This window comes from Gemmata obscuriglobus, from assembly GCF_008065095.1.
GTDB lineage: Bacteria > Planctomycetota > Planctomycetia > Gemmatales > Gemmataceae > Gemmata > Gemmata obscuriglobus.
Genome location: NZ_CP042911.1, coordinates 2,933,889 through 2,959,297 on the forward strand (window position 1 = coordinate 2,933,889; position 25,409 = coordinate 2,959,297).

The 25,409-nt window shown below is 63.7% G+C and carries 17 protein-coding genes and 3 rRNA genes; 11 read left to right on the forward strand and 9 right to left on the reverse strand.

Annotation, left to right across the window (positions count from 1 at the left end; translation table 11 throughout):
• Positions 1 to 3: 3 nt before the first annotated feature.
• The 4 genes from GobsT_RS12240 to mobA form a co-directional block, all read right to left on the reverse strand.
• Positions 4 to 369: a hypothetical protein gene (locus GobsT_RS12240; RefSeq protein ID WP_010048243.1), complete on the reverse strand. Its 366-nt coding sequence runs from the start codon at positions 367 to 369 to the stop codon at positions 4 to 6.
• On the reverse strand, positions 366 to 1,067 hold the full coding sequence (locus tag GobsT_RS12245) for a hypothetical protein (protein WP_148087712.1): 702 nt from the start codon (positions 1,065 to 1,067) through the stop codon (positions 366 to 368). Before GobsT_RS12245 ends, GobsT_RS12240 begins: the two co-directional genes overlap by 4 nt.
• Before the next feature lie 208 nt (positions 1,068 to 1,275).
• Positions 1,276 to 2,430 carry a homospermidine biosynthesis protein gene (locus GobsT_RS12250; protein WP_010048241.1) on the reverse strand — a complete coding sequence of 385 codons (1,155 nt, stop codon included), beginning with the start codon at positions 2,428 to 2,430 and terminating at the stop codon, positions 1,276 to 1,278.
• Between the two features lie 12 nt (positions 2,431 to 2,442).
• Complete coding sequence (gene mobA / locus GobsT_RS12255; protein WP_010048240.1) at positions 2,443 to 3,105, reverse strand: molybdenum cofactor guanylyltransferase; 663 nt, start codon at positions 3,103 to 3,105, stop codon at positions 2,443 to 2,445.
• A 138-nt stretch (positions 3,106 to 3,243) separates the two neighbouring features.
• On the opposite strand from mobA, the gene GobsT_RS12260 reads away from it, so the two are divergent.
• The 8 genes from GobsT_RS12260 (at position 3,244) to GobsT_RS12295 (ending at position 16,148) form a co-directional block, all read left to right on the forward strand.
• Entirely contained in the window at positions 3,244 to 4,173 is a 930-nt protein-coding gene (locus tag GobsT_RS12260) for an HDOD domain-containing protein (RefSeq protein ID WP_010048238.1), read from the forward strand.
• Positions 4,174 to 4,476: 303 nt separating this feature from the next.
• On the forward strand, positions 4,477 to 5,031 hold the full coding sequence (locus GobsT_RS12265) for a DJ-1/PfpI family protein (RefSeq protein WP_010051245.1): 555 nt from the start codon (positions 4,477 to 4,479) through the stop codon (positions 5,029 to 5,031).
• A gap of 286 nt (positions 5,032 to 5,317) precedes the next feature.
• Entirely contained in the window at positions 5,318 to 6,010 is a 693-nt protein-coding gene (locus GobsT_RS39545; RefSeq protein WP_232068348.1) for a hypothetical protein, read from the forward strand.
• A 1,883-nt stretch (positions 6,011 to 7,893) separates the two neighbouring features.
• Positions 7,894 to 10,643, forward strand: a 23S ribosomal RNA gene (locus tag GobsT_RS12275).
• Between the two features lie 97 nt (positions 10,644 to 10,740).
• A 5S ribosomal RNA gene (gene rrf / locus GobsT_RS12280) occupies positions 10,741 to 10,848 on the forward strand.
• A 315-nt stretch (positions 10,849 to 11,163) separates the two neighbouring features.
• A 16S ribosomal RNA gene (locus GobsT_RS12285) occupies positions 11,164 to 12,662 on the forward strand.
• 197 nt (positions 12,663 to 12,859) lie between these two features.
• Complete coding sequence (locus tag GobsT_RS12290; RefSeq protein ID WP_148087713.1) at positions 12,860 to 13,090, forward strand: Trm112 family protein; 231 nt, start codon at positions 12,860 to 12,862, stop codon at positions 13,088 to 13,090.
• A 61-nt stretch (positions 13,091 to 13,151) separates the two neighbouring features.
• Positions 13,152 to 16,148: a M1 family metallopeptidase gene (locus GobsT_RS12295; protein ID WP_010049603.1), complete on the forward strand. Its 2,997-nt coding sequence runs from the start codon at positions 13,152 to 13,154 to the stop codon at positions 16,146 to 16,148.
• A 274-nt stretch (positions 16,149 to 16,422) separates the two neighbouring features.
• On the opposite strand, the gene GobsT_RS12300 is transcribed toward GobsT_RS12295, so the two are convergent.
• The 3 genes from GobsT_RS12300 to GobsT_RS12310 form a co-directional block, all read right to left on the reverse strand.
• Positions 16,423 to 16,686 carry a DUF3072 domain-containing protein gene (locus GobsT_RS12300; protein ID WP_010049605.1) on the reverse strand — a complete coding sequence of 88 codons (264 nt, stop codon included), beginning with the start codon at positions 16,684 to 16,686 and terminating at the stop codon, positions 16,423 to 16,425.
• Between the two features lie 94 nt (positions 16,687 to 16,780).
• Positions 16,781 to 17,413 (reverse strand): hypothetical protein, encoded by a 633-nt coding sequence (locus GobsT_RS12305; protein WP_010049607.1) that lies wholly within the window; start codon positions 17,411 to 17,413, stop codon positions 16,781 to 16,783.
• 520 nt (positions 17,414 to 17,933) lie between these two features.
• Positions 17,934 to 19,511 (reverse strand): MFS transporter, encoded by a 1,578-nt coding sequence (locus GobsT_RS12310; RefSeq protein ID WP_010049608.1) that lies wholly within the window; start codon positions 19,509 to 19,511, stop codon positions 17,934 to 17,936.
• Between the two features lie 554 nt (positions 19,512 to 20,065).
• Between GobsT_RS12310 and GobsT_RS12315 the strand changes: the two genes are divergently transcribed.
• Positions 20,066 to 20,602, forward strand: coding sequence for a GNAT family N-acetyltransferase (locus GobsT_RS12315; protein WP_010054375.1), 537 nt, complete (start codon positions 20,066 to 20,068; stop codon positions 20,600 to 20,602).
• A 175-nt stretch (positions 20,603 to 20,777) separates the two neighbouring features.
• On the opposite strand, the gene GobsT_RS12320 is transcribed toward GobsT_RS12315, so the two are convergent.
• Positions 20,778 to 21,626 (reverse strand): periplasmic heavy metal sensor, encoded by an 849-nt coding sequence (locus GobsT_RS12320; RefSeq protein WP_109571126.1) that lies wholly within the window; start codon positions 21,624 to 21,626, stop codon positions 20,778 to 20,780.
• Positions 21,627 to 21,788: 162 nt separating this feature from the next.
• Positions 21,789 to 22,640, reverse strand: a complete 852-nt coding sequence (locus GobsT_RS12325; RefSeq protein WP_010049756.1) for a TIGR03009 domain-containing protein — start codon at positions 22,638 to 22,640, stop codon at positions 21,789 to 21,791.
• 249 nt (positions 22,641 to 22,889) lie between these two features.
• On the opposite strand from GobsT_RS12325, the gene GobsT_RS12330 reads away from it, so the two are divergent.
• Both GobsT_RS12330 and GobsT_RS12335 read left to right on the forward strand, forming a co-directional pair.
• A complete protein-coding gene (locus GobsT_RS12330) occupies positions 22,890 to 23,516 on the forward strand; it encodes an RsmD family RNA methyltransferase (protein WP_162542165.1) in 627 nt (208 codons plus the stop codon).
• Between the two features lie 412 nt (positions 23,517 to 23,928).
• A complete protein-coding gene (locus tag GobsT_RS12335) occupies positions 23,929 to 24,156 on the forward strand; it encodes a hypothetical protein (RefSeq protein ID WP_010049762.1) in 228 nt (75 codons plus the stop codon).
• The last annotated feature ends 1,253 nt before the right edge of the window (positions 24,157 to 25,409 follow it).

Below are 25,409 nucleotides of genomic sequence, written 5' to 3' on the forward strand. Positions count from 1 at the left end.
GGATTAGGTGGCTTGGTAGGCAGTTAAGAGGCGCGGCAGTTCGAGGAGCGCGCTCTCAAATTCAGCGAGGCGCAGTTGCAGTTCCGCCCGTTCTAATGGCGTCAATCGCCCCTGATCGATCATCCCCGAAACTTGCTGGGCGAGACCGCGGGCGGCGGGCCGGAACCGGTCCAAAAAAACTTTGACGGCCTGGAACTCGGCCGCGACGACCCGTTGCGTCTCTTTCCCATAAAGGCTTTTCGTCGCGGCCTCTTTCAAGTCCCTGAGCTGGGTGTGAATGCTGGACATCTTTTGCTGGTACTCACGCAAAAGCGGCACAACCGTGGCGGTGAAGGTCTCGGGCGGATCGATCACGATTTCTTCGCTCACGGCTTCTCCTCCCAAGCTCGGATCGTTTGGAACACCCGCACAAGGCGCTGCACGGCGGCGGCCAGGCGTGGCATGTCGAAACTGCCAGACGCGGTCGAGTACAGCTTTTCGCCCGCAAGCGTTTCGAGGTTTTTGAGGATCAGCGAAACGAATGCGAAATCGTGTCGGAATGCGTGCGCGCCGAGGGCGTTTTGCATCTCCCGCACCGCGGTCATGTACTCGCCCGCTTGGTAGTGGCTTTCGACCTCTCCTTGTTGCCCGGCCCACAGATCCTGCTTCGCGACGACCGACAGAAACCAGATCTTTTGTTTGCAGACCGAAACGAACGGAACCAACTGCCGGAGGACGCGCAACTCCTCTTGTCGTCGGTCGGCGGGGAGAGCCGACAAGAAGCCCGGTTTGGTTCCGGTCGTCGCCCACAACGCGTGAGATTTGTAGCTCGGCGTACTGAACGTGTGGTATCCGTACGCGCTCACCAGGATGATGCCCCGGAACGCGCCCTCCGCAATTTGGCGGTGCAACCCGGGCCACGTGTGTTCTCTGCGGAACGTTTGGCCCGGTGCCACGACGACCGTGACGGTTTCGTCGTCCTGCAGCGGGAACTCCTCGATACCGTCACTTTCTGTGTACTTGCCGGCGTTTTCGTCGAACCAGTCCAACTGACCGGCGAGGAGCCGCGCGAGCGTGGTTTTACCCACACCGCCAGGACCGATGATGAGAACCCCTCGACTCGGTTCCGGAAGCCCGCCGTCCGACCGCGAGGGGCGATTGAATTGGTCCCTCAGCCACTCCCAAATGCCGCGCAAGACGCCCTTCGTGACTTCGCGGCCGGCGTTCTCGATATCGAAAGCACCTTCGCCCATCTCGTATCCCCGGACGAATTATCGCACGCCGGCGCCGAGCCGTCTACTCCGTGCGCTTGGCCCGGGTCTCAGCGTACCCGGCTTCGAGCCGGCGGGTCAACTCGGGGAACTTGTCGAACAGCCGCTTCGGGGTCCGCCTCTCGCACCGCGTCAGCGAGTACGCCGTCAGCAGCGGCAGCGCGATCGTCGAGTCGACGTAGCACGTCACCGAATCCGGGAGCTTCTCGGGGTCCACCTTGCCCCACGTCATCGCCTCGCTCGGCGTCGCGCCGCTCAGCCCGCCGGTGTCCGGGCGGGCGTCCGTGAACTGCAAGAAGTAGTCGTGCCCCGCCTCGAGCAGCCCGAGCACCTCCTGAATTTGCGGCTCGGTCTGGAGCATGAAGTTCTTCGGGCTGCCGCCGCCCAAAATCAGCACGGAACTGGTCCCGCCGGCGGCCTTCGCGTCCCACACGATCGACGCCGACTGGTTCACGTCGCGGAGCGGGTCGATGCGGAGCTGCGAGCCCTCCAGCATCAGCGCCGCGAGGTTCATCCCGATGGAGCTGTCGCCCGGCGAGCTGGTGAAGATCGGCACCCCGTGCCGGTACGCCGCGGCCAGCAGGTTCTTGCCCCTCACCCCCGTCTGGTCCTCGCGCTCCGCGAGGTACTTCCCGACCAGGTTGTGGAACTCCGCGGTCCCCATCGTGTGCTGGAACGCGTCCCCGCGGCACAGGGCGCGGAAGAACTTGTCCGTGCCCAGCAGGTTCTCGTAGTCGAAGACGATGTCGTAGATACGGATGACCTGGTTCTCGCGCAGCTCGTGGTCCGGCAGGCTCGGCCCGGCCTGGAACAGGTCCATCCCCAGCGCGTAGTGGGTGTCGTGGTACAGGTTCGCCCCGGTCGAGACGATCCAGTCGATGAACCCCGCTTCCACCAGCGGCACCAGGCACGACATCCCCAAGCCGGCGGGCGTCAGCGCCCCCGAGAGCGCCAGCCCGATGGTGCCGTTGTCGGCCAGCATCTTGCGCACGAAGAGCTGGCACCCCTCCCGCAGCCGGCCGCCGTTGTACGAGAGGAACGCGCCGTCGATCAGGTCCGCGGTCCCGGCGCCCGGCGCGACGGGCGCCGGGTCGATGCGGTGGCGGCTGATCTTGTGGAGGAACTCCTTGTTGGCGTCGGTCCCGGCGTGGCGGTCGTAGCTCGGCTTGTGCGGGTGCATGGCGTCCGTGGGTCAGGGGTCGGGGGCAAAGGGGCATTCTATGACGCCGAGTTCGCGCAGCGCCGCGGCGTACTCCTCCGGCGTGTTCAGGTTGCGGAGCGACCGGAGTTCGGGGTCCGCGTCGCGCAACTCGCTCGCGCTCAAGGCCCGGGGCGGCACGAGGGTGAAGAGGTCCGTCATGCGCAGCCGGTTCGCCGCCAGCATCGCGCGCGCGACCGGGAGCACGCGCGCCCGGTACGCCGCGGCCAGCGGGTGGAGCCGGCCGCCGATTTGCGGCACCGCGGCCCAAACACTCACCCACCAACCCTCTTCCTGAAGGGATGAAGGGTCGCCCAGGCCTGCGATCACACGCCGCACGAACGCCGGCGTCAAGAACGGGGCATCGCACGCGGACAGGTACACCGCGTCGCACGCCCCGTCGAGCGCCGTGAGCCCCGCGACCAGCCCGCCGAGCGGCCCGCGGCCCTCGACCTCGTCGCGAACGACGGGCACGCCGTCCGGCAACGGCGGGACCTCCTGGTCCGGTGCCGCGACCACGACGACAAAGTCGGTCGATTCGCGCACGGCGCGAACAACACGCGGGAGCAACAGCTCGTTGCCGAAGGGGAGGGCAGCCTTCGGGCGCCCCATGCGCGCGGATTTGCCCCCACAGAGGACGATTCCACCGACTTTCATGCGCCGCTGCTCCGAAATCATGCGCCGGGCGGAATTCTGCGCCGCCGCGCATATTTTCTATTGACCGGCAGAACGTGTGTTACTGTCCTATGAGAAGTGTATCTAGCGCTTTACGCCCCGGTGCGTGTGAGTACGCCGATGTTCTTTACTGCTTTCCGGCGGCTGTTCCGACGCGAACCGTCGCCCCAGTTACACACCTCGGACCTCGTGCGGGACCTCGGGCGCATCGAGTCGTTCCCGACGCTCTCGCACGTGACCGTGCGGGCGATGGCGCTGACCAACGACCCGAAGGCCACGCTGGCGGACGTGGCCGAGCTGATCCGGCACGACCCGGTGCTGTCGGTCGGGGTTTTGAAGGTGGCGAACTCGGCCGCCAACCGCGGCCGCCGCGCCAGCGAGAACGTGCAACAGGCGACCGTGCGGCTGGGCATGCGCCGGTGCCAGCAGGTCATCGCCACGGTCGGCGTGCGCGGGGTGTTCAAGTACACCTCGCCGCTGGCGGAGCTGATGTGCGAGACCCTGCTGCGGCACTCGCTGTTCACCGCCAACATCGCGTCGCGCCTGAACGCCGCCGGCGAGCTGGGGTTCCGCGGCGAGGAGTTCACCGCCGGGCTGCTGCACGACATCGGGCGCGTCATCATGTGCGTCCGCGCGCCGGCCGCGTTCGCGTCCCTGGACCCGCTCACGTTCCAGGAGGACGGCGGCATTCTGGCGCGGGAGCGGGACGCGATCCAGTTCGACCACTGCGAGATCGGGGTGCGGTTCGCCCGCGCCAACCAGTTGCCCCCGACCGTCACGAACGCGATCCTGAACCACCACTACCCGCAAGCCGAGCGCGAGTTCCCGGTGCTGGTGGCGCTCGCCGCGGTCGCCGACGGGATCGCCAACCACGCCCAGCGCGAGCGCAAGCTGACCAACTACCGGCCCGAGAAGTGCCCGGGCTTTATTCGGCTGCTGGCCAACGTCGGCCCCGAGAAGACACGGGCCGTGCGGGCGGCCGTGTCGCGCGCGGTGGTGGAGTCGCTGCGCGAGACGCGGGCCATGCTGAAGCTCACCGCAACGATGTGACGCGCCCGACGTGTCACATGGTCCCGTTTCGCTCCAATGCACGGCGGGCATTCGGGCACCGTGAATCAACCGTCCCCTGTGCGTCGGCGGCCCACAGCGCCGCCGACGCACAGGGGACGGTTGTTAGACATATCAACAAACGTTCGGTGTCGGACATTAGCTTGTCGGCAACCCGGCTCTTAACTCGTCGCGCTGCGGGGACTTTCTAAACCTTGCGGTTCTTGCAGCACGGCGCGTGAGGAATCGTACATCATTCCTCAGCGCTCAGACTCCGCTCGTTTCCTCACATTTCAGGGGACTCGCGTGAAAACCGTTCTGCTCCCGATCGGCGACGCGGCCGAGGTGCTCGACACCTATTACCCCCTGTTCCGGCTGCGCGAGGAGGGCTACACGGTCCTCGTCGCGGGTCCGGAGGTCCGGCCCTACCACCTCGTTTTGCACGAACGGCCCGACGGCTGGGACATCACCCAGGAGCGGCCCGGCTACACCCTTCAGGCCGATGTCGCGTTCCGGGACGTGAACCCGGACCAGCTCGCCGGCATGGTCATCACCGGCGGCCGGGCGCCGGAGTACCTCCGCTACGACGCCGACCTGCTGCGCATCACCCGCGCGCTGTTCGCCGCCAACAAGCCGGTCGCCAGCGTGTGCCACGGCATCGAGATCGTTGCGGCCGCCGACGTGATCCGCGGGCGCGAGGTGACAACCGTTGCCAAGTGCGCGCTGGACTGCACCTTCTCCGGGGGCGTGTACGTGAACCGCGAGGTGGTGGTGAGCGGGAACCTCGTGACGTGCCGCACCTGGCACGACAACCCGGCGTGGATGCGCGAGTACCTCAAGTTGCTCCGCGCCGCGCGGTGAAGGCGGCAAAGGTTCAGTGGGAAGGCGCGACGCACGCTCCGGCCGCAACTTCGCGGGATCGGCAAGCACGTCCGCCGCCGTGCTCCCGCGGGCGCATCACAAGGTCGGTCCGGCGGGCGTGGGCCGCGCACGGATGCGGCTGCTCCTGCCTCCCTCAACGCCCGCGCACGCGCACGGCGCGGGTCCGCAGGGGTAGCGATAACGACGCTTCGCCGCCACAATGGATACGGGTAATAACACCGACCGCTCCGCACCGGCGGTCACCGGACCGGGTTCCTACGACCACATGAACGAGACCGAATGGCTGACGGCCCGCGAGCCCTGGGGGATGATCGCGTTCATTCGCGAGAGCGCGAGCCGGCGGAAGTTACGGCTGTTCGCGTGCGCGTGCTGCCGTCAGGTGCTCAACCCGTTCGCCCCGCCCCTGGTAGAGCGAGCGGTCACGGCGGCCGAGATGTTCGCGGACGGCGAAGTCGGCCACTCGGCGCTGCTCCAGACGCGCGCCGTGGTGGCCCCGGCGAGTAACGCCGCCCGCCGCGCCAACGTCGGGAGCCGTGTGGGGTACTTGTGCCACCTGTGGGATGCGTGCCTGGCGGCGTGTTGGGACGGCTGGGAAGCGGACGCGGCGGACGACGCGGCGCTGGCAACCGCCCGAGCGGCGGCCGATGTGCCCTGGCCCGCGACCGGCACGCCGCCGGCGGATTTTTACGCCGAACTCGCGAATCAGGCCGACCTGCTCCGCGACATCTTCGGCAACCCGTTCACATCATGCGGGCTGGAGCCCGAGTGGCTCACCGACACCGTGATCGGAATGGCGCGATCGATCTACACCGAGTACACGTTCGACCAACTGCCGGTTCTGGCCGACGCACTCCAGGACGCGGGCTGCGACAGCGACCCGATTCTCAACCACTGCCGCAGCGAGCGCGAGCACGTTCGTGGGTGCTGGGTGGTGGACCTGCTGCTGAGTAAAGCTTGAGGGGTAGTTGACACCCGGCGACGTGCAACCAAAGATGGCGCAGTGCGCGTGTCACGTGTGCTAACAGTCCGAACAGACTGGGGGCCAAAGTGGCGTAATGAGGTTCACGCGTTTTTGATGGTGCGACGAGGAATACCAGCTCGGACCGCAAAGTCGCCGTTGCCACTTGTTACTGTTTGCCTGTTGCTCGTCCTATGGGCATCTCTGCTGTTGCTGCCGGCAGCGAATAACATCTTCTCATTCGAAGCATGCTTCGCGTGGTCGAAAAATCGAAGTGCGATTCGCTTGAAATCACAGAGGATTGCGTCGCCGGCCCGCTGCGACACGCAGGGTGGCAGGGTGATTGGCACGGTGGCTGCTTTATCTATTTGCGTCGAGCACCACTTGCTGCTCTGGGTGTGCTGTGGGGAGAGGCGGCACAGTCAGAGGGGTAAATACAGCTCGCAAAATCTGTCACTGTTGTCCTGGCCGATGGGAGAGGCGGCCAGGACAACGGTGATACTGCTAAAAAATTCAAATCAACTAACATGCTGGAAGACAAGAGAGGCGACCCGTTAAGGATCGCCTCTCTGTTTGCGTCGGGAGAGTGACGCAGTTTTTTCCTTTTGGCATCATGCCCTATTCCGGTACGCCACGCAAGTGGGATTTTCTTACTTGTTTCACTTTCTGGTCACGAACTGGAAGTCGGCTGCACCGCACCGCTACTGGATTCGCACTTTAACGCTCTGGCGCATTGACCGATCCGCACGCAATTCTGCTTCGCTACGACACGGCAACCCCAATCGCTCACACGTTCTCGACCGGCGAGTCAGGCTCACAGGCGCGAGCGTGATGGCGGCCAAGTAAACTCAGAAAGGGTGGCGGGGTGGACGGATGGTCACAGTTTCGTGCTGGCTTGCACGAACTTCGCGTTTGCGAACACCGATTTTGACAGGATCGACAGGATTCACCGGATTAAAGACCGATCGATTTGAAATCCTGTTGATGCTGCCAAAATCCTCTGGGCTCAGCCACCGCGTCTTGGTGCTACCCGCCCTCGCCCTGGCGGCCGCAGGTACTCCGAATCTCGGACGGCACCAGGGCAACGCAAAAAAAGCAAACGCGGTTGAGCGACACCGGAAGTGAAGTGTCGTGGCCCTGTGCTTTCCAAGGCTCGGTCACTGAATCAAGAGGCCTGGACGACGCTTCAGGTTGCCCAGATTAGCCCCTTTCGCAACTCTTTGGGCGTCACTCGCGGGGCCGTCTTGCTACGCCGCAAAGCGGAACGGTATTGGGGCTAGTCGGCGTGTTGCCGGCTTCCTATACCTCAATCTTCCCCTCGTATGCGAAGGTGCCGTGCTCATGGCGAGTTGGCTGCGGGGAGGGTATGTCTGCCGCGAAGGTCTGATAATTTTCTTTGCGGTGGTGGTTGACGGATGGGGCTCGCGAGCTAAGATGATCGGAGTGACGCAAACGCAACGCGGGTAACGAGTTGCGACGCGAAAAGTTGGTTCGGATCGCTCGAGCAGGGCGGCCGAATCACTCGGGTTCCGGAAGCGGCTCGCGAGAGCGGCGGACGGGGCTCAACAAGCCGGTAAGACGGCCAGTGGCAGGTGGTGTGACCTCCTGCCGAGACGGTCTTTGACAACGTGGTGAAGCAAGTTAAGTTGCATCTTCGTCGGTGCCGCTTGCGGGTCGTCTGGGTGCGGCGTCGCTCCTTCGGGTGCGGGGCCGGGTCTGGCGGGTTGCGGGTGGCGGCGATCAGTGACAAGACGAGACACGAGCCTTAGAAGTGGTTGAGATAATCGTCACCCGCGGCACATATCGGTGCCGGGGGTGGCACTAGTGGTGATGCTCGACTAATGGTACCCGCTTGCCGGCGGGTGCGGTGGTCTGGGCAGTGCGGCCAAGCTAGTAAGGGCGTGTGGGGGATGTCTTGGCACCAGGAGGCGAAAGGGCGTGGAAGACTGCGAAAAGTCCGGGGGAGCTGTCAAACGAGCTTTGATCCCGGAATACCCGAGCGAACGCAGGGAACTGAAACATCTCAGTACCTGTAGGAGGAGAAAGAAACCTCGATTCCGTCAGTAGCGGCGAGCGAACGCGGAGCAGCCCAAACCGGGGGTAACACCCCGGGGTTGTAGGACCACGTTTAGGATCCATGAGTCCAAGCTGAAGCGTCTGGAATGACGCGCCGCAGGGGGTGAAAGTCCCGTAAGCGACTGGACGAGTGGCCGAGTGGTATCCTGAGTAGGACTCAACACGTGAAAGTGAGTCCGAAGCGGCGGGGTCCATCCCGCAAGGCTAAATACTCCCTGGTGACCGATAGCGTAGAGTAGCGCGAGCGAACGATGGGAAGAACCCCGACAAGGGGAGGACACTGAACCTGAAACCACATGCCTACAAGCGATCGGAGCCCTATGCGTCAGCAGGGTGACGGTGTGCCTTTTGCATAATGATCCGGCGACTTACCGTAACCAGCGAGGTTAAGGGCCTTTGGTCCGGAGCCGAAGCGAAAGCGAGTCTTAAACGGGCGTCAAGTTGGGTGCGGTAGACGCGAAACCACGTGACCTACGCATGGCCAGGATGAAGTGGGGGTACAACCCCATGGAGGACCGAACTCATTTGGGTTGAAAACCGATGGGATGAGCTGTGTGGGGGAGTGAAAGTCTAATCAAACGTGGAGATAGCTCGTTCTCTCCGAAATAACTTTAGGGTTAGCGTTCGGATAGTTGGCCGTGGGGGTAGAGCGACTGATTGCGAACGGGGGCCTACCCGGCTACCCGTCGCAGCCAAACTCCGAATACCGCGGTTCAAGTCCGGGCAGCTAGACGGTGGGGGATAATCTTCATCGTCGAGAGGGGAACAGCCCAGATCGCCCGCTAAGGTCCCAGAGTCGTGCTCAGTGCGAAAGGAAGTTGGGCTCCGGAGACAGCCAGGATGTTGGCTTAGAAGCAGCCACCATTTAAACAACGCGTAATAGCGGACTGGTCGAGGAGCCCTGCGCCGATAATGAACGGGACTCAAGCACGACACCGAAGCGGCGGGTGCAGTAATGCACGGTAGGAGAGCGTTGGGTGTGCGGCGAAGCGGTACGGGCGACGATCCGTGGAGCGCACCCAAGTGATTATGCCGGAATGAGTAGACGATAAAACGGGTGAGAATCCCGTTCGCCGTAAGCCTAAGGGTTCCTGGGGAAGGTAAATCCGCCCAGGGTTAGCCGGTGCCTAAGGCGAGGCCGAAAGGCGTAGCCGATGGGGAGCAGGTTAATACTCCTGCGCTCCTCGCGTAACACGGGACGCCGGTCCGAAGCAGTGTAGGCTAATTAGATTGCCTCAGGGCGCTTATGATCCCGATATCTGCTGAGGGCCGGCCGAGAAAACCGCGCGAGAAACCGTACTAAAACCGACACAGGTAGGCGAGATGAGTATTCTAAGGCGCTCGAGAGAACGCTCGTGAAGGAACTCTGCAAGTTAAACCCGTAACTTCGGGAAAAGGGTTGCCCACGCGAGTGGGCCGCAGTGAAAAGGTTCTGGCGACTGTTTACTAAAAACACAGGTCTGTGCGAAGGCGTAAGCCGCGGTATACAGACTGACGCCTGCCCGGTGCTGGTAAGTTAAGGGAGAGGGTTAGCCGCAAGGCGAAGCTCGCAACCGAAGCTCCAGTAAACGGCGGCCGTAACTATGACGGTCCTAAGGTAGCGAAGTTCCTTGTCGGGTAAGTTCCGACCTGCATGAATGGCGTAACGACCGGAACACTGTCTCCACGAGCGACTCGGTGAAATTGTAGTTGTCGTGAAGATGCGACATACCCGCAGCTAGACGGAAAGACCCCGTGAACCTTAACTGCAGCTTGGTATTGGGTTTAGACCCAGCATGCGTAGCGTAGGTGGGAGGCTATGAGCGGCGCATCTCGGTGCGCCGGGAGCCAACGATGAAACACCACCCTTGCTGTGTTTGAATTCTAACCCGTCGTGTGGAACGACAGGGACCGTGCTAAGTGGGCAGTTTGATTGGGGCGATCTCCTCCTAAACGGTAACGGAGGAGTGCAACGGTACCCTCAGCCCGGTTGGCAATCGGGCATCGAGCGTAAAGGTATAAGGGTGCTTGACTGCGAGCCCGATGGGGCGAGCAGGGACGAAAGTCGGCCTTAGTGATCCGGTGGTCCCGGATGGAAGGGCCATCGCTCAACAGATAAAAGGTACTCCGGGGATAACAGGCTTATCTCCTCTGAGCGTTCATAGCGGCGAGGAGGTTTGGCACCTCGATGTCGGCTCATCACATCCTGGGGGTGGAGAAGCTCCCAAGGGTTCGGCTGTTCGCCGATGAAAGTGGTACGTGAGCTGGGTTTAGACCGTCGTGAGACAGGTCGGTCCCTATCTGCTGTGGGCGGAGGATACTTGCGGGGCTTTCTCCCTAGTACGAGAGGACTGGGAGGGACACACCGCTGATGTTCCAGTTGTGGCGCTAGCCGCACCGCTGGGTAGTCACGTGTGGACGGGATAAACGCTGAAGGCATATAAGCGTGAAACTTCCCCCTAGATCAGGTATCCCGCGCGAGCGAAGGCTCCTCGTAGACCACGAGGTCGATAGGCCGGACGTGTACGCGTGGCAACACGCTCAGCTAACCGGTACTAACAGCCGAACGCTTGGCCGCACTCCCCACTCCACCGCCCGTGTCTCGAACACATGCGACTTGACGCTTCACCACGTTGTACCGATACACCGTCGGGGTGACACCCGACACGAACCATGCCGGTGACCATACCCAAACGGAAACACCCGTTCCCATTCCGAACACGGCCGTGAAACGTTTGAGGCCGATGGTAGTGCGTCCAGCGCGAGAGTAGGTATCGCCGGCTACTGTACAATCGATCGACGCCTCTGGACGAGAGGGCCGATCGCCAATACACTCTGATGAGGAGTGGCTTGCTCGACCGGTCAAACGGTTGAGCCGAGTGCTGATCTTTGACAAGTGGGTGCGTGAGATCTGTTTGAGGTGGGTTAACGCCGTTGAGTAGGTGTTAACTCCATCTCGGATCGGATCACAACGAACGAGCTCCGCCGCGAGGTGGGGTGCGTGCGGTGTGATGCGGTCCAAGACTGAAGTCGACACCGAACAACGGCCGGATTGAACTCGACCAAGTCGCTGCCGGGTGACTGGCAGTGCGAAAATTAACTTGAAGGGTTTGATTCTGGCTCAGAACGAACGTTGGCGGCATGGATTAGGCATGCAAGTCGGGGGAATCCCGCAAGGGGGAACCGGCGTAAGGGGCAGTAAGGCATGGGTACCTACCCGGGGGTTCGGGATAGCCATCAGAGATGGTGGGTAATACCGGATGACCTCGTGAGAGCAAAGATTCATCGCCCCCGGAGGGGCCCATGTGATATTAGCTAGTTGGTGGGGTAACGGCCCACCAAGGCGAAGATGTCTAGCGGGTGTGAGAGCACGACCCGCGCCACTCGCACTGAGACACTGGCGAGACACCTACGGGTGGCTGCAGTCGAGGATCTTCGGCAATGGGGGCAACCCTGACCGAGCGATGCCGCGTGCGCGATGAAGGCCTTCGGGTTGTAAAGCGCTTTAGTGGGGGAGAAAAGCCGAGAGGTGTGATCTATCCCAAAAATAAGCTCGGGCTAAGTTCGTGCCAGCAGCCGCGGTAAGACGAACCGAGCGAACGTTGTTCGGAATCACTGGGCTTAAAGGGCGCGTAGGCGGGCTATCAAGTCTGGGGTGAAATGCCGCGGCTCAACCGCGGAACGGCCTCAGATACTGACGGCCTGGAGGGAGGTAGGGGCATGTGGAACTGTAGGTGGAGCGGTGAAATGCGTTGATATCTACAGGAACTCCGGTGGCGAAAGCGACGTGCTGGACCTCTTCTGACGCTGAGGCGCGAAAGCTAGGGGAGCAAACGGGATTAGATACCCCGGTAGTCCTAGCCCTAAACGATGGGTACTAGATAGTAGACCAGATATGGGTTTACTGTCGAAGTTAAAATGCTAAGTACCCCGCCTGGGGAGTATGGTCGCAAGGCTGAAACTCAAAGAAATTGACGGGGGCTCACACAAGCGGTGGAGCATGTGGCTTAATTCGAGGCTACGCGAAGAACCTTATCCTGGACTTGACATGTGCGAAAGCGCTCGGCAGTAGGACCCGGAAACGGGAACGGACCCCAGCAATGGGGGGACCGAGCACAGGTGCTGCATGGCTGTCGTCAGCTCGTGTCGTGAGATGTCGGGTTAAGTCCCATAACGAGCGAAACCCTTACCTTTAGTTGCGACCCACAAGGGCACTCTAGAGGGACTGCCGGTGTCAAACCGGAGGAAGGCGGGGATGACGTCAAGTCCTCATGGCCTTTATGTCCAGGGCTGCACACGTGCTACAATGGTGTACACAGAGTGAAGCGACTCTGCGAAGAGGAGCCAATCACAGAAATTACACCCCAGTTCAGATCGCAGGCTGCAACTCGCCTGCGTGAAGCCGGAATCGCTAGTAATCGCGGGTCAGCAACACCGCGGTGAATGTGTTCCTGAGCCTTGTACACACCGCCCGTCAAGCCACGAAAGAGAGGGACGTCCGAAGCCACCTTCACCGGTGTCGAAGACGGACTTCTTGATTGGGACTAAGTCGTAACAAGGTAACCGTAGGGGAACCTGCGGTTGGATCACCTCCTTTCTAAGGATACTGACAACCAGATCGTGTGGTTCGAGCACCACCGGTCACATATCACCCCGCCTCACACCGACCACACGCACCCACTTGCCAACGATATACCCGCGACCCCGGCGCAGAAATGCACCGGGGTCGCGGCTTTTTGCGTTTCGTTTTTGTTACACTGACGTTGGCTCCCAACTTTACTGAGGTCAACCAACGTGGACGAGGCCTTTCTCGCGCAGCTCCGCTGCCCACTCGACCCAGAACGCCAGACCACGCTGGTCCGCGAAGAGCAACAGATTCGCTGTACCGGCTGCCACGTGCATTTTCCCGTCAAGCAAGGACTTCCCGTTCTTGTTCCCGACGAAGCGGAACTGCCAGCCGGGATGCGCGAACTGAGCCAGCTTCCCTGTCAGCGGCGGGCGAACCGCCGGAAAAACCTGAATTGAACTGGCGTCGCCTCCCCGCCGACGCTATTCCGGGGCTGTGGGAACGCTCTATTTATCTCTGTTGCGTTGGTTTGCACCTGCTGCGGTAGCGTTCGCGCTGCTCATCGGTTTCTCGCCCCCTGCGCGAGCTGCCGAGCCCGCGCCCGTCTCCGCAGACAAGCTCCCTCGCTACGACCTCGACATTTCTCTCGATAACCGCACGCGCCGGGCCACCATTCGCGAGCGTGTAACCTGGACGAACACGGCAAAAACGCCCACAAGTGAGCTGGCGTTCAACTTCTATCCGCACTTCCAGGTTCCCGCCGGTGAGGCTCTGCTCTTCGCGAAAACCCTCGAACTACTGCGACTTCAGCCGTCTCTCGGGATCGACCGCGACGGCAAGACGGGTGAGATCGTCGGCGCCCGGTTGCTGGGTTCGGGCGCCGAACCGGTCGACCTTCCTTACAGTTACGACGAAAAGAACCCAACCGCGTTACGTTTCCGGCTCCCCGCGCCGGTCGCTGCCGGCCAGACGGTTTCGATCGAAGTCGTGTGCGACTTGCGGTTACCCAACAAGCAAGGACGCTGGGGGCACTACGAAGGGGTTACATACCTTACAAACGCCATTCCTTTACTGGCGGTTTACGGTGACGACGGGTGGAAGCCGATGCCGTTCGTACCGTGGCACCAGCCCTGGTACAACGAGGCCGGGGTGTTCCAGGCTGCCGTGACCGTGGCCGAAAAGGAACTGGTCGCGTGTTCGGCGGTTGCGAAGTCGGAAACGAAGCTGGCGGACGGGAAGAAGCGGATCGAGTATCTGCCGTTCACCGGCCGTGATTTCGCGGTGCTGGCGTCGGCACGCTACAAGGAGTTCACCAGTTCCACGAAGCTGCCGAGCGGTCGCGAGGTTCAACTCAAGTGCCTCGCGTTTCCCGAGCACGAGTTCTACGCGACCGAAATCCTGAAGATGGTCGGCGACGCCATCCCGGTCTACTCCCAATGGTTCGGTGACTACCCGTACACGCAGTTTACCGTGGCCGAGTCGTACTTCGGGTGGAACGGGAACGAGTGCGGCGGCCTCGTCATGATCGACGAGCGGGTGTTCGGGATGCCGCACCTGGCGCGGAACTACGTCGAATACCTCGTGTCGCACGAGACGTGTCACCAGTGGTGGTACAACCTGATCGGCACGAACGGCTACGCCGAACCCTACCTCGACGAGGGGGCGGCGGCGTTCTTTACGCACCGGTTCATTGACCGTAAGCGCGGGAAGAACAACCCGTTCTTGAAGTGGCCGCAGGGGCTGGAGTGGTTGCCCAACATCCACCGCGAGAACTATCGCAACGGCAGCATGTATCACGCGATCCGTAACGGCGAGATGACGCCGGCGGCGCAAGAGCTTCCGCAATACAAGCACCTGTTCGGGCTGTTTACCGGTGCCTACGACCGCGGCTCGAAAGTGTTCGCGCTCATCGAAGACCGGCTCGGAGAAGCCGCGTTCATGGATTTCATCCGGGGCGTCGCTCAGAAGTACTCCTGGGGCATTTTGTCGTCGGTGCAACTGCGGGCGGAACTCGAGTCCTACACCGGGCGTGACTGGTCCGAGTTCTTTCAGCGGTGGGTGTTCGGGACCGGGATGACGGACTGGTCCGTCGAGCGTGTGAAGGTGGGGCCGCTCGGAGGTCCACGCACCCGCGGCGGTTACAGCGTGTCCGTGACGGTGAAACAGAGCCGCGAGTTCACGGAGCCGACGTTAGTCGCGTTCACGAAGGGGGACTCGACCGCCCGTTTGCCGGTCGGCCCGTTTGCGGAACCGGTGCAGTTCGAGCAGTACAACGCCACCGCGACGCCGCTCGGCGACAACCGCTGGCGAATCGATGCGGAACTGCCGTTCGAACCCGACCAAGTTACGGTCGATCCCGACGGCGTGCTACTGGACGCGAACCCCGGGAACAACCGGTGGAAGCCCGGGGCGAGTGTCCGGGCGACGCCACTGTACACCCAACTGGACGAGACGGGGCTCACCACGTCTTACGACCGGCTCAACGTCGTGGTCGGGCCGTGGGTGTGGGGGCCGTCCGCGCAAGACCCGTGGTACACGCGCTCCACGATGCTCGGGCTCCGCGCCGGGGTGCTTCGCACCGAGCGGTACGCCGGCGGCGCGTACACCGCGATCCGCTCGGACTACCGCGACGCGGTCGTCGGCGTGGACGGACGCATCATGTTGGAACACCGCGAGATCGGTGCGAACTGGGAGACACGAATCGGCGGCCCCTGGGGTGGACTGGACGGGGCCAGCGGGGCGCAGCGCGGGTCAGTGTACTTCCGCAACATCCACAAGGAAACATCGAGCCAATACCTGCCGCCGATGTTCTACGACGAGGCGTTCGCAACTTATCAGGACAACTTTCTGCCGTTCCAGCGGTTCGACACTCTGGCCCGCGGGGGCGAGCGGTACGACCGCTTGTGGATGGCCGGCTGGCACGTTCGGCTCAACTTGAACACGCCGTACTGGGACCCGGAGTGCGGGGTGTGGGTGGACGCCATGGCCGCCGGCGGTCAGGGCGACTTCGCGAACGGGTGGAAGCCGCTCGCGCAAGGTCGGGCGGAGCTGGCGCTGGTCCACACGCTGCCGGACTGGACCGGTCCGTTTCGCTACACCCGGCTGGCGGGCCGCGTGCTGGGGCAGTGGGCGAGTCCCGAACGCGGGCAGTTCTTTGCGCTCGGCGGGGGCACGCTGTTCCGGGGCTTCGATTTGGCGGAGCGCCAGGGCAGCGCCCTGTGGGTGGCGAACGTGGAACTCCGTTACCCGCTGGCGCGGAACGTCACGTGGGACATTCTCGACCACTCCGTCGGCGCGCGGAACCTGTACCTCGCGACGTTCTACGACGTGGGGGCGGTGTACGCGAACGGGCAGACGGTCGGCGGGAACGTGGCGCACGCGGTCGGCGCGGGGTTACGTATGGACGTGGCGATCTTCAGCTTCATCGAACGGGCGACGCTGCGCTTTGATGTCGGTAAGTCGCTCAACGGCGGCACGCCGCTCCAGTTCTGGTTCGGCGTGCAACACGCGTTCTGATACATGAACCCGTCGTGGGTGTCGCTTTCGGACGAGCCGCGACCGTCGGTTGTGAGGACGAGAACGGGCGGCTTTTTGCGGCCCGTGCGGGGCGCACGCTTCGGAAGGCCGTTTTTGACATGATCGACAGGATGAACAGGATTTAAAATCGATGGATCTTTATCCTGTTCATCCTGTCGAAAACGGCCTTTACATCCCCATTGCGCGTTCGTGCCCCGTCAAGAGCAGCGACACGAACACCGAACACGCGTTCTGAACGTGTCCGCGAACCCGATCAGCCGCTCTTCTTACGGCTCGCGCGGGCGGACTTTGGCTTCGCGGCGCGTTTCGTTTTGCCGGTCTGTTCGCGCAGCTCTTCGATCTTTTCGGACGCTTCCGCCTTCGTCATGTCTTCGGGAACGTCTTGACCGGCCTGACGCGCGAGGGTGTTCACGTATGACTCCTGCGCGCCCGTCATGGGCTCGTCACCGGTCACCCAATCCTTCGGGTCTTTGATCGCATCCGCGGGCTGTTGCGGTTGTGAGTTGTTGGCGTTCATACTGTACCTCCGTTTATTGGGCGATGGACGGAAATACAGCAAGCCGCGTGCCGCTCTCGCGACAGACGGCCTTCGAGAAACGCAGCCGGGTACGTCAGTGTGCGGCCGCAGCGACTCGTGCGAAGCGGTTACGCGCCCAGAGGATCAAGCCGCCGAGACCGAGCAGCGTTGCACCCGCGGGAGCGGGAACCGGGTTCGTCACCGGTCCGTCCGCCTGCGTGATGATAACGGCAGTGGGGTTCGGGTAGTTCGTTTCGGGGTTGGCGCTGAAGGCGGTTTGGGCGCCGATGGAGAGCGTGATCGGGCCGGTCAGGTTCGCCCCCGTGGTGACGGTGATGAGCGCGAGTGTGTCGTTGACGCCGGGCACGGCGACGACCGGGGCGGCGGTGGAATCGGAGAACCGCAGCACCGTTTCGGGTAAGCCCTGTGACCCGCCCCCGATGGACTGAAATGTCGTGTTACTGGGGAACACGTAAGGCCCGTTCGGGGCCACCGCGACGGGTTCGGCGACGACCGTCAGCGGCGGGTTCACGAGGTCCGTGCTGAAGACCAACTCGACGCCGAACTCGGTGAAGTCGGTCAGAACCGGGACGCGCACCGTGAACTGGAACGATGTGCCCGGAGTGTACGTTGCCGGGACGCCTTCGAGCAACGGGAGCGTTTCGGCGCGGGCGGACGCGACGCCGGACCCGAGCAGAACGACCAGGGCGATAACAATCCGTGTCATTGGGTAGCTCACAAGGGCGGGAACAGGCGGGAGTCAATTTGACTGAAATGAGTGACCGGGCACAAGGTGCAATTGGGAAAATCAATGCAACCCTTATAATCGGCGCATGTTTCCCTCGCTGTTGAGGCCGCTTCCCGCTTACTTGTTCCGAACTCGGGATTTTCCCATGACTGTTGCCCCCTCTTCACCGAGGGCGGTTGTGCCAGTTGATGCGGACGCCGTTCAAACGCTTCACACCCCGGACGTGTGGTGCGAAGGGTACGCGGGCGCACGGGCCACGCGACTGGAGCGGCCGGACGTGACGACCGACCGCTGGTGAGCCGGCGTTTACGGCGACATTGAGCGGAACGTGTGCGCCTTCACCGGGTGGTTCCGGCACGTGGTGAAGCTGCGTTTGCCATGCATGCGGGCAAAACTGCCGAAGACGTGTAACCCGCGCCCCTGGGCAAGCTCGGGCGCTTTGTGAAGTGGGGGCGCCGTTGGGCGAACGACCGCGAGGCAATCGCCGTCGCGGGTGATTTTATTCCGGGAGCGGTTTGCCCTTCGTTTCGGGCGCGAACGCGATCAGCACCAGGCCCACCATGTACACGCCGGCGACCAGCGCGCACGCGCGCGAGTAGTCCTTGTCGAAGTAGGTCAGCAGGTTGGCCATTTGCAGGTTGCCCGCCGCTGCGATGATGCGCCCGAAGTTGAAACCGAACCCCTGGCCGGTCGCCCGGACGGCGGTCGGGAACAGTTCGGGTAAGTAGAGCGGCAGCCAGCCGTAGAACGACGCCGAGATCATCCCCAGCACACCCGACGCGAGGACGAACACGACATCGAACGGAGGCTTCCCGCCCTCGTAGAGCAACCCTTGCTGGTAAAACCCGACCATCGCCAGCATCGAGGCAACACAGAGTGCCGCGTAAACGGGCCGGCGCCCGAGCGGGCCGCACAACAGCGCGCCGGCCATGCACCCGAGTGCGGCCCCGATCGACGATGACACCTGCATCCACGCCCGCGCGTCCGGCGACTTGCCCCCGGGGAGGTCGCCGACCCACTGGTACATCCACATCAGCCCGGCCCAGGTTCCCAGGAGCGCGACCCCGCTCAGCCCCGCCCCGAGGAGCATCCGACGAAGTGTGGTCGCGCGCGCTTCGGGCGAAAGGCCGCTGCGGGTGAGGTATCCACGTGCGGGATAAAGGTAGCCGAGCACCACCACCACCAGACCGACGAGCGAGCCGACGACCCGCACCCAGAACGGAACCGGGACCGTGAACGCGGTCTGTTGGATCGTGAACGTGAACGGGTCGGAGAGCGCCCATAGCACAATGACCACACCCGCCGCTCCCGCCCCCACCAGCACGCCCGCAAGGTCCCGCTCCGACCACAGGGCGGCGCGTCCGGATTCCTTTTCGTGCATCCACTTTTCCGATTCGGGCACGAACAGCCGGAGGGCCATTGTCAGCAGGGCGGGCAGCGCGCCGACCAGCATGAGCAACCGCCAGTTGTTACCCGCGGTGAGCTGAGCGGCCCAGTCGGTCGAGAGCCCGATCGTGGTGAGCGCGTTCTGGATGTCCGCCGGCGATGTGCGGTTGGGGCTCAGCCCGAGCGCGATGCCGCCGCAAATCAGGTACCCGAGGTTACCGAACGCGCCGATCAACCCGGCCATGAGGGCGCGCGAGGCGCCGGGCCACAGCTCCATGACCAGCGCGACGCCGAGTGCCCATTCGCCGCCCATCCCGAGCGCGCCGAGGAACCGCAGCGCCGCGAGCTGTTCGGGCGATTGCGACGCGGCCGACAGCCCGCTACACAGCGAGTACATCAGGATGCTGACGGTCATCGCGCGAACGCGGCCGATCTTGTCACCGAGCCACCCGAACAGCACGCCCCCCGTTGCCGCCCCGACGAGGAAGCACGCCAGCACGATTCCGTACCACTTGTCCACCTGCGCCTTGTCGACCTTCGACGGGTCCGTCGCGTCGCGGAGCCACTCGCTCAGTGCGTCCCGGCCGACGAGCGGGAACAGCCCCATTTCCATGCCGTCGAACATCCAGCCCAGCAGGGCGGCAAGGAGGGCGAGGTTGCGACCGCGTGAGGTGACGGCGGGAAGGCTCATGAGGGTTCGGCCCGTTAGGAGGGAGTGCAGCCAGAATGGGGGAACCGCGCGCCGCGGGCAAGGGGAATCTCCGGACCGTGATTTGTCACATGTGTGCGCCGACCGCCGGCTGACGCAAGCGGACGTAACCGCGGCGTGTTCACACGCCGGGCGAAGCAGTAGCCAGGCGCTGGTGGGTCCAATATTCCTTCTGCGGCGTGGCGCTTCCGTGCTACCTCCACTGATACATGAACCCACCTGCGGTTTCGCGTTCTTGACGAGCCGCGACCGCCAGGGAGCGGGGCACGAACGCGAGATGGGGATGAAGGCCGTTTTTGACAGGATCGACAGGATGAACAGGATTTAAAATCGGTCGGTCTTCATCCTGTTCATCCTGTCGATCCTGTCAAAAACGGCCTTCAGAAGCGTTTGCCCCGCCCGGGCCGCAAAAAGCCGCCCGTTCTCGTACACGTGACCGGCGGTCGCGGCTCGTCGGAAAGCGACACCCGCGGCGTGCTCATGTGTGAGGCGTTCGCCGCGGTTCCGTCGGTCGTGTGGCACAGGGAGTGAGGCAGATGCGGCCGCTGCAAATCGCAACGCCGTCCGACGTTCCGCGGTTACAGCGGCTCGTCGAGCGGTCGGTCCGGGCGTTGAGCGAAGGGTACTACACCGCACGGCAGGTTGAAAGCGCCCTGCGGTACGTGTTCGGTCCCGACACCCGGTTGATCGCGGACGGAACCTATTACGTGATCGAGGGCGACGCGGGGGAACTGGCCGCCGCTGGTGGTTGGAGCCACCGGCGGACCCTCTACGGCGGCGATCAAGCGAAGGGTGCGGACGACTCGCTTCTCGATCCGGCGGTCGATCCGGCCCGCATTCGCGCGTTCTTTGTTCACCCGTCCTGGGCGCGACGGGGGCTCGCCCGATGTCTGTTCGAGCAGTGCCGCGCGGCCGCCGTCGCGGCCGGGTTCCGCACGCTGGAGTTGATGGCCACGCTGCCCGGGGTGCCGCTCTACCGCGCCCTCGGGTTCACCGCCGCTGAGCCGACGGTAACGGAACTGCCCGACGGTGAAGTCTTGCCCATGGTCCGGATGAGCCGCCCGTTGCCGTAACGCTCCGCCACGCGGACAGGGGCCAGTCAGCCCGAAATGGACGCCAAAATGCCGACCGGCCCGCACTCGTCGAGCGCGGGCCGGTCGGCATTTTGGCGTCCATTTCGGGCTGGTGCCGTTGTGGCCCAGACAGGAATGCCTGAGCCACAAGAAATAGGTCCAGCCGGATCGTGCATCAGTCCTTCTTGGGCAGCGGCGCCGGGCGCAGCTTGGCCAGGTCGAACGGCTCGCCAACGATCCCCTTCCACGCGGTCTTCTGGGTGCTGTCGAGGGCTTCCTCGACCTTCGCCCAGGCCTCCTTGCGGAGCCGCTCGATCTTCTTGTTGGCCGCGTCGACCTTCTCCTGATCCGGTTGCTCCCGGTTGCCGCCCTTGCCGCCGCCGAACCCGCCGCCGATGCCGGCCTCGGTGCGGATCTCGCGGGACTCCTTGTTGAAGTCGTCCACCACCGCCTTGATCGTGCTCTTCTGCTTGTCGCTCAGCTTGAGGGCCTCGCCGACTTCCTTGATGGTCTCCTTCTGCGAGTCGGTCACGAACCCGCCGAAGCCGCCGCCGCCGCCCTTGCCGCCTTTACCGCCCTTACCACCGCCGCCACCGCCCTTGGCCTCGGGGTCGTTGAACACCGTGAAGCCCATCTGCTGGACGGCGATCTGCTGCAGCCGCTTCTTCTGGTCGGCGCTCAGCGTGTCCTCGACCGTCTTCTTCACCTCTTCGGTGAGCTTCTTGCCCTGCTCGTTCATCTCCATGAACTTCTCTCGGTCGAACCCGTCCTTGCCCTTGCTCATCATTTCCATGCGGGACTTCTGGAACTCGGACTGCTTGTCCACGAGCGGCTTGAGCTTCTCCTTCTGGGCCGCGGTCACCTTGAGCTCTTCCTGCAGCGCCGCGTTGGTCAGCACCAGGGTGTTGACGTCGCCGAAGCCGCCGCCGAACCCGCCGAACTGCCGGCCGCCCGGTTGGGCCGCAACCACGGTCACCAGAACGGCGGCCATCAGGCCCGCCAGCATACACCGCATCGCCCGCATGACATTCCCCTGGGAGAGAGGTCAAAGGTCCGCCGCGGGACGAGTGCCCGTCGGCTGTCCACATCGTTACGTCGCGGCGGTGAAAGGGGAATGAGAAAGGGCGCAAAAAAACGCGCCCGCGCGAAATTCGCACAGGCGCGGGGAGGCTTGTTCAAGAACGTGTCACTTGTCCCGGCGCACCGCGCCACCCGCCGGCCCCGTGCCGCCCGCCGGCACCGGGCGGTTCCCGCCTACCGGTTGCGGCACAGCCTTTGAAACGGTCCACCCCTTTTCCTTGATCTCGACGTACTGGAAGTGTTCCGGCTTGACGCCCGGGATGTCCACCATCGGGTTGGAGAACTTCCAGACTTCCGTGTCGTCGTTCGCCTTCAGCATGAACACCTGGGCCGGCAGGTACGCGACCGCGCGGGTTGCGGCCCCGGGGCCGTACAGGGCCAGCCGGAGGTGCTTGAACTCGAGCTGGTCCTTCCCGAACCGCGGCTTGATGTCCAGGTAGATGTAGTTCTCGTCGGTCTTGAACAGGTTGATGTCGAACCGCTCCTTCACGTCCTTCGCCTTCATGCCGGCGAGGAAGTCGAGCATCAGGTTGTCCACCCCGGGGCCGGCCTTGGGCAGTTCGATCTCGGTCACCGTCTTGGCCAGCCCGCTGTACGCGTACACGGCCCTCCCGTTGCAGATGTACGCCTCGTAGTCGGTGTTCGTTTTGTCGGCGTTGTTGTTGAGCCGCAGGACCGCGAAGTTGGGCTTCATGCACAGCACCTGCCCGCTGTAGGCGGTGGACTTCTGGCTCACGCTGTCGGTGCGGGTGAGCGCGACCTCGGTGCGCAGGTTCACCACGGACACCATTTTCTTTTCCCAGGCGGCCAGGTGCCCGTCGAGTTGCGGGTCGGCCTTCGCGACCGGGACCTGGGCGGGCGGGACCGGTTGGCCGGGCACCGCGCCGGCGGGCGGTTGGGCCACGCCGACCGAACCGGCGATCAACAGTGCAGCCAGGGTGAAGCCAGCGGCTCTCATCGATGAACCTCCTCAGTCTCGGGCGTGGGGCGGCGGTTTATAGCGTTCACGCTGGTCCCGGAAAAGCCCGACCGCGGCGCCCGCTACATCCTTCGCGCCGCGGCCCCCCGGCGCGACCGGAAAGCCGCTTCCGGAACCGGGCGCGCGCACGCCCCGGGTGGGTCTGTAGCGACTGTGTGGGGCGTGGGTCGTAAAATGGGGTGCAGAAAGTCCGCGAACTCACGGTACGGGGCCGCTGTCCCTATTGTTATGCTCGAAAAAGTTCAGGTCCGAATCGTGGCCGGGTCGCTCCGCGGGCGCAAGCTCACGGTGGTGGTCCACGAGGGAATGCGCCCGACCCCGCAGATGGTCCGCGAGGCGCTGTTCAGCATCCTCGGGAACGCGGTGCCCGACCGCGCGTTTTACGACATCTTCGCCGGCACCGGTGTGATCGGGCTGGAGGCGGTCAGCCGCGGCGCGTCGGTCGCCCGGCTGATCGAAAAGGACGCGCGACAGGTCACGGACATCCAGCGGTACGCCGAGCAGTTCGGGGTGTCGGCGCGGGTGCAGGTGCTCAAGGCGGACGTGTACCGGTGGGCGGAGCGGTGGCTGCCGCCGAAGGACCCGGTGAACCTGTTCCTGAGCCCACCGTTCCCGGACCTGAGCGAGAAGGCGGACGAGTTCCTGACGCTGGTGAACACGCTGTTCGCAAAAGCGCCCAACGAATCGGTGCTGACGATTCAGGCGGAAGAGGGCTTCCCGCTGGACCGCTTGCCGACCCCCGGGGCTTGGGACGTGCGCAAGTACGGGCGCAACATCCTGCTGTTCCTGGTCATTTCGCGCGACGGTGCGGCGCCCCCGGCGGGCGATCCGAACGCGCCCACTGCGCCCGCGTGACGGGGCGGCCGCGGTTCAGATGAGACGCATCGTGCGCCGAGGCACCGCGCCGAGGTGAGCGAATCCGGTCGCGCGCCGGCGGGGCGTTGTGAGCGAAGTTCCAGAACGGTTGATGACAGTAGTTTCCCGTTCCAGGTTCAATTAAAATCGCTTACACGACGATCGCCGTTTCCGCGACGGGCGGCCACTGCCCTGGCCCGTGCGGGCCGCACGATGCTGTGTGGACTGGAGTTGTGGCGTTGCGGCTACTGAGCCGAGCGCGGTGGCGCTCGGTACGTCAACAGTCAGTCAAGAGGTTGGCGGTTCGTTTCTTGCGGGGAGGGCGGGGGAGGCCCGCGGCCGGCCAGGTTGACGGACGCTACTCTCATTCCTAACCTTCTTTCTTCTTCGACCCGACTGGAGGTTTGAGGCAATGACGTTCGAGGAGGCCCTGACAGAGTTGCGGGCCAAACACCCGAAGGCGGACCTGAGTCCGTCTGTCAAGCGCGGGAAGGCCGCCGAGCGAGCGGTCCGAGTCAATTTCAAGAAAGACAAAGGCGGCCTGTACGTGGGGCGCGACGCCGACGGCACGGAAGTGCTGGTGTACTTCAACGACGACGCCAAGGTCATCGCCTGCACCGAGATCGAGCCCGACGAGTGACGGTCGGAAAGGGCCGCGGTTACCCGCGGCCTTCTCGGCTCGCCTCGTGAAGCTTCGCGGGCGCGACTCCCGACCCTGTCGAGGGCTCCCGCGAGCGGGGTCCGTGCCCCGCACATCGAGCCTCCGTTATTCGTTTCGGCCGCGATGCGGTTTTCCACAGCAACAACCCCCCGTCTTCGGGTCCAACCCGATGACGCTTGCGGACGTTTCTGCGACGACGGTATTCGTGTACCGGACGGTCATGAGCACCGGCGACGCGGACGCGGTGCCGCGGGCAGCGCCACTCCGTAGCCCACGTTCACCTTCCACTTCTGAGCCAGTTCTTTGGGCCAAGTTTGGGGCCTGAAAGTCGGCGGCACGGCCGTTACGGTTGGGGCCGCGCCCCTGCGGCCAGTTGGCGCGCGTCCAGCCAGAACCACGCCGGCTTCGTCGCGCTGTCGGTGGTCACCAGTGCCCCGGTGACATCAGCCGATCGGCGGCCGGGCGTTGAGCACGTTGGGCGCTCAACCGCGCAGGAGAGCAAGCGTGCCGGTTCCCAACTTGGAACCTGGAACTTGAAACTGCCCCTACTGGTTTGGCGCCACACCGAGGCGAGATCGGTTGGGCTCACCACGTTGGTTTCGGTTCCTGCCATCTGCCGAGATGGCCGCGGCTTGTGCAACCTCAGACATGCGGAGTCGTCCAGATGAGTAACGACCGGCAAGAAGATTCATCACAGCCGAGTGGATTGGCTGTCTGTTCGTCCGGCGCTGTAACGGTGGTTACGGCGCCGCAGCGGGTGACGCTAATGGGCCGCCGACTGGACATTCGCGGGCGTCTGACTGGTTACGAACTGGCGGTCCGCTGGGGCACCGCTACCAACGAATCACCCGGAAACCAAGCCAGAGACCACCGAGATCGGGCCTTGCGACGCACGGGCGGTCTGTTGCAACACGTTTCAAATATGACACTTGCGTCCGGGCTGCTCCGGGCGGTCTGCCCGGGACCCCGAACGCGGATCGGGTGTGGGTTACTTCACGCAGGGCAACACGCGCTTCCAGAACTACCACCTGGAAGAGAACTGACGGAACGGCACCTGCTGGATCGTTACCCGGCTGACTCCGGCCCAGCGAACAGGCGGCTGTGCCGACTTGAGGAAACCCAACCCAATTCGCTCGACGACGAGAGCGAATTGTAACGTGTGGGTGAGCGTGATTTCTAAAAGGGCAAGAGAAATCTCGTCGGGAAATTCCCCTACATGAGCGTGGTATAGC

What these genes read in the sequence shown, in the direction of transcription:
- GobsT_RS12320 (WP_109571126.1), bottom strand. Translation starts at nt 21,626, where the DNA reads ATGCGGGCGATGCGGTGTATGCTGGCGGGCCTGATGGCCGCCGTTCTG.
- GobsT_RS12330 (WP_162542165.1), top strand. Translation starts at nt 22,890, where the DNA reads ATGCTCGAAAAAGTTCAGGTCCGAATCGTGGCCGGGTCGCTCCGCGGG.
- GobsT_RS12315 (WP_010054375.1), top strand. Translation starts at nt 20,066, where the DNA reads ATGCGGCCGCTGCAAATCGCAACGCCGTCCGACGTTCCGCGGTTACAG.
- GobsT_RS12310 (WP_010049608.1), bottom strand. Translation starts at nt 19,511, where the DNA reads ATGAGCCTTCCCGCCGTCACCTCACGCGGTCGCAACCTCGCCCTCCTT.
- GobsT_RS12305 (WP_010049607.1), bottom strand. Translation starts at nt 17,413, where the DNA reads ATGACACGGATTGTTATCGCCCTGGTCGTTCTGCTCGGGTCCGGCGTC.
- GobsT_RS12325 (WP_010049756.1), bottom strand. Translation starts at nt 22,640, where the DNA reads ATGAGAGCCGCTGGCTTCACCCTGGCTGCACTGTTGATCGCCGGTTCG.
- GobsT_RS12250 (WP_010048241.1), bottom strand. Translation starts at nt 2,430, where the DNA reads ATGCACCCGCACAAGCCGAGCTACGACCGCCACGCCGGGACCGACGCC.
- GobsT_RS12335 (WP_010049762.1), top strand. Translation starts at nt 23,929, where the DNA reads ATGACGTTCGAGGAGGCCCTGACAGAGTTGCGGGCCAAACACCCGAAG.
- GobsT_RS12300 (WP_010049605.1), bottom strand. Translation starts at nt 16,686, where the DNA reads ATGAACGCCAACAACTCACAACCGCAACAGCCCGCGGATGCGATCAAA.
- GobsT_RS12260 (WP_010048238.1), top strand. Translation starts at nt 3,244, where the DNA reads ATGTTCTTTACTGCTTTCCGGCGGCTGTTCCGACGCGAACCGTCGCCC.
- GobsT_RS39545 (WP_232068348.1), top strand. Translation starts at nt 5,318, where the DNA reads ATGAACGAGACCGAATGGCTGACGGCCCGCGAGCCCTGGGGGATGATC.
- mobA (WP_010048240.1), bottom strand. Translation starts at nt 3,105, where the DNA reads ATGAAAGTCGGTGGAATCGTCCTCTGTGGGGGCAAATCCGCGCGCATG.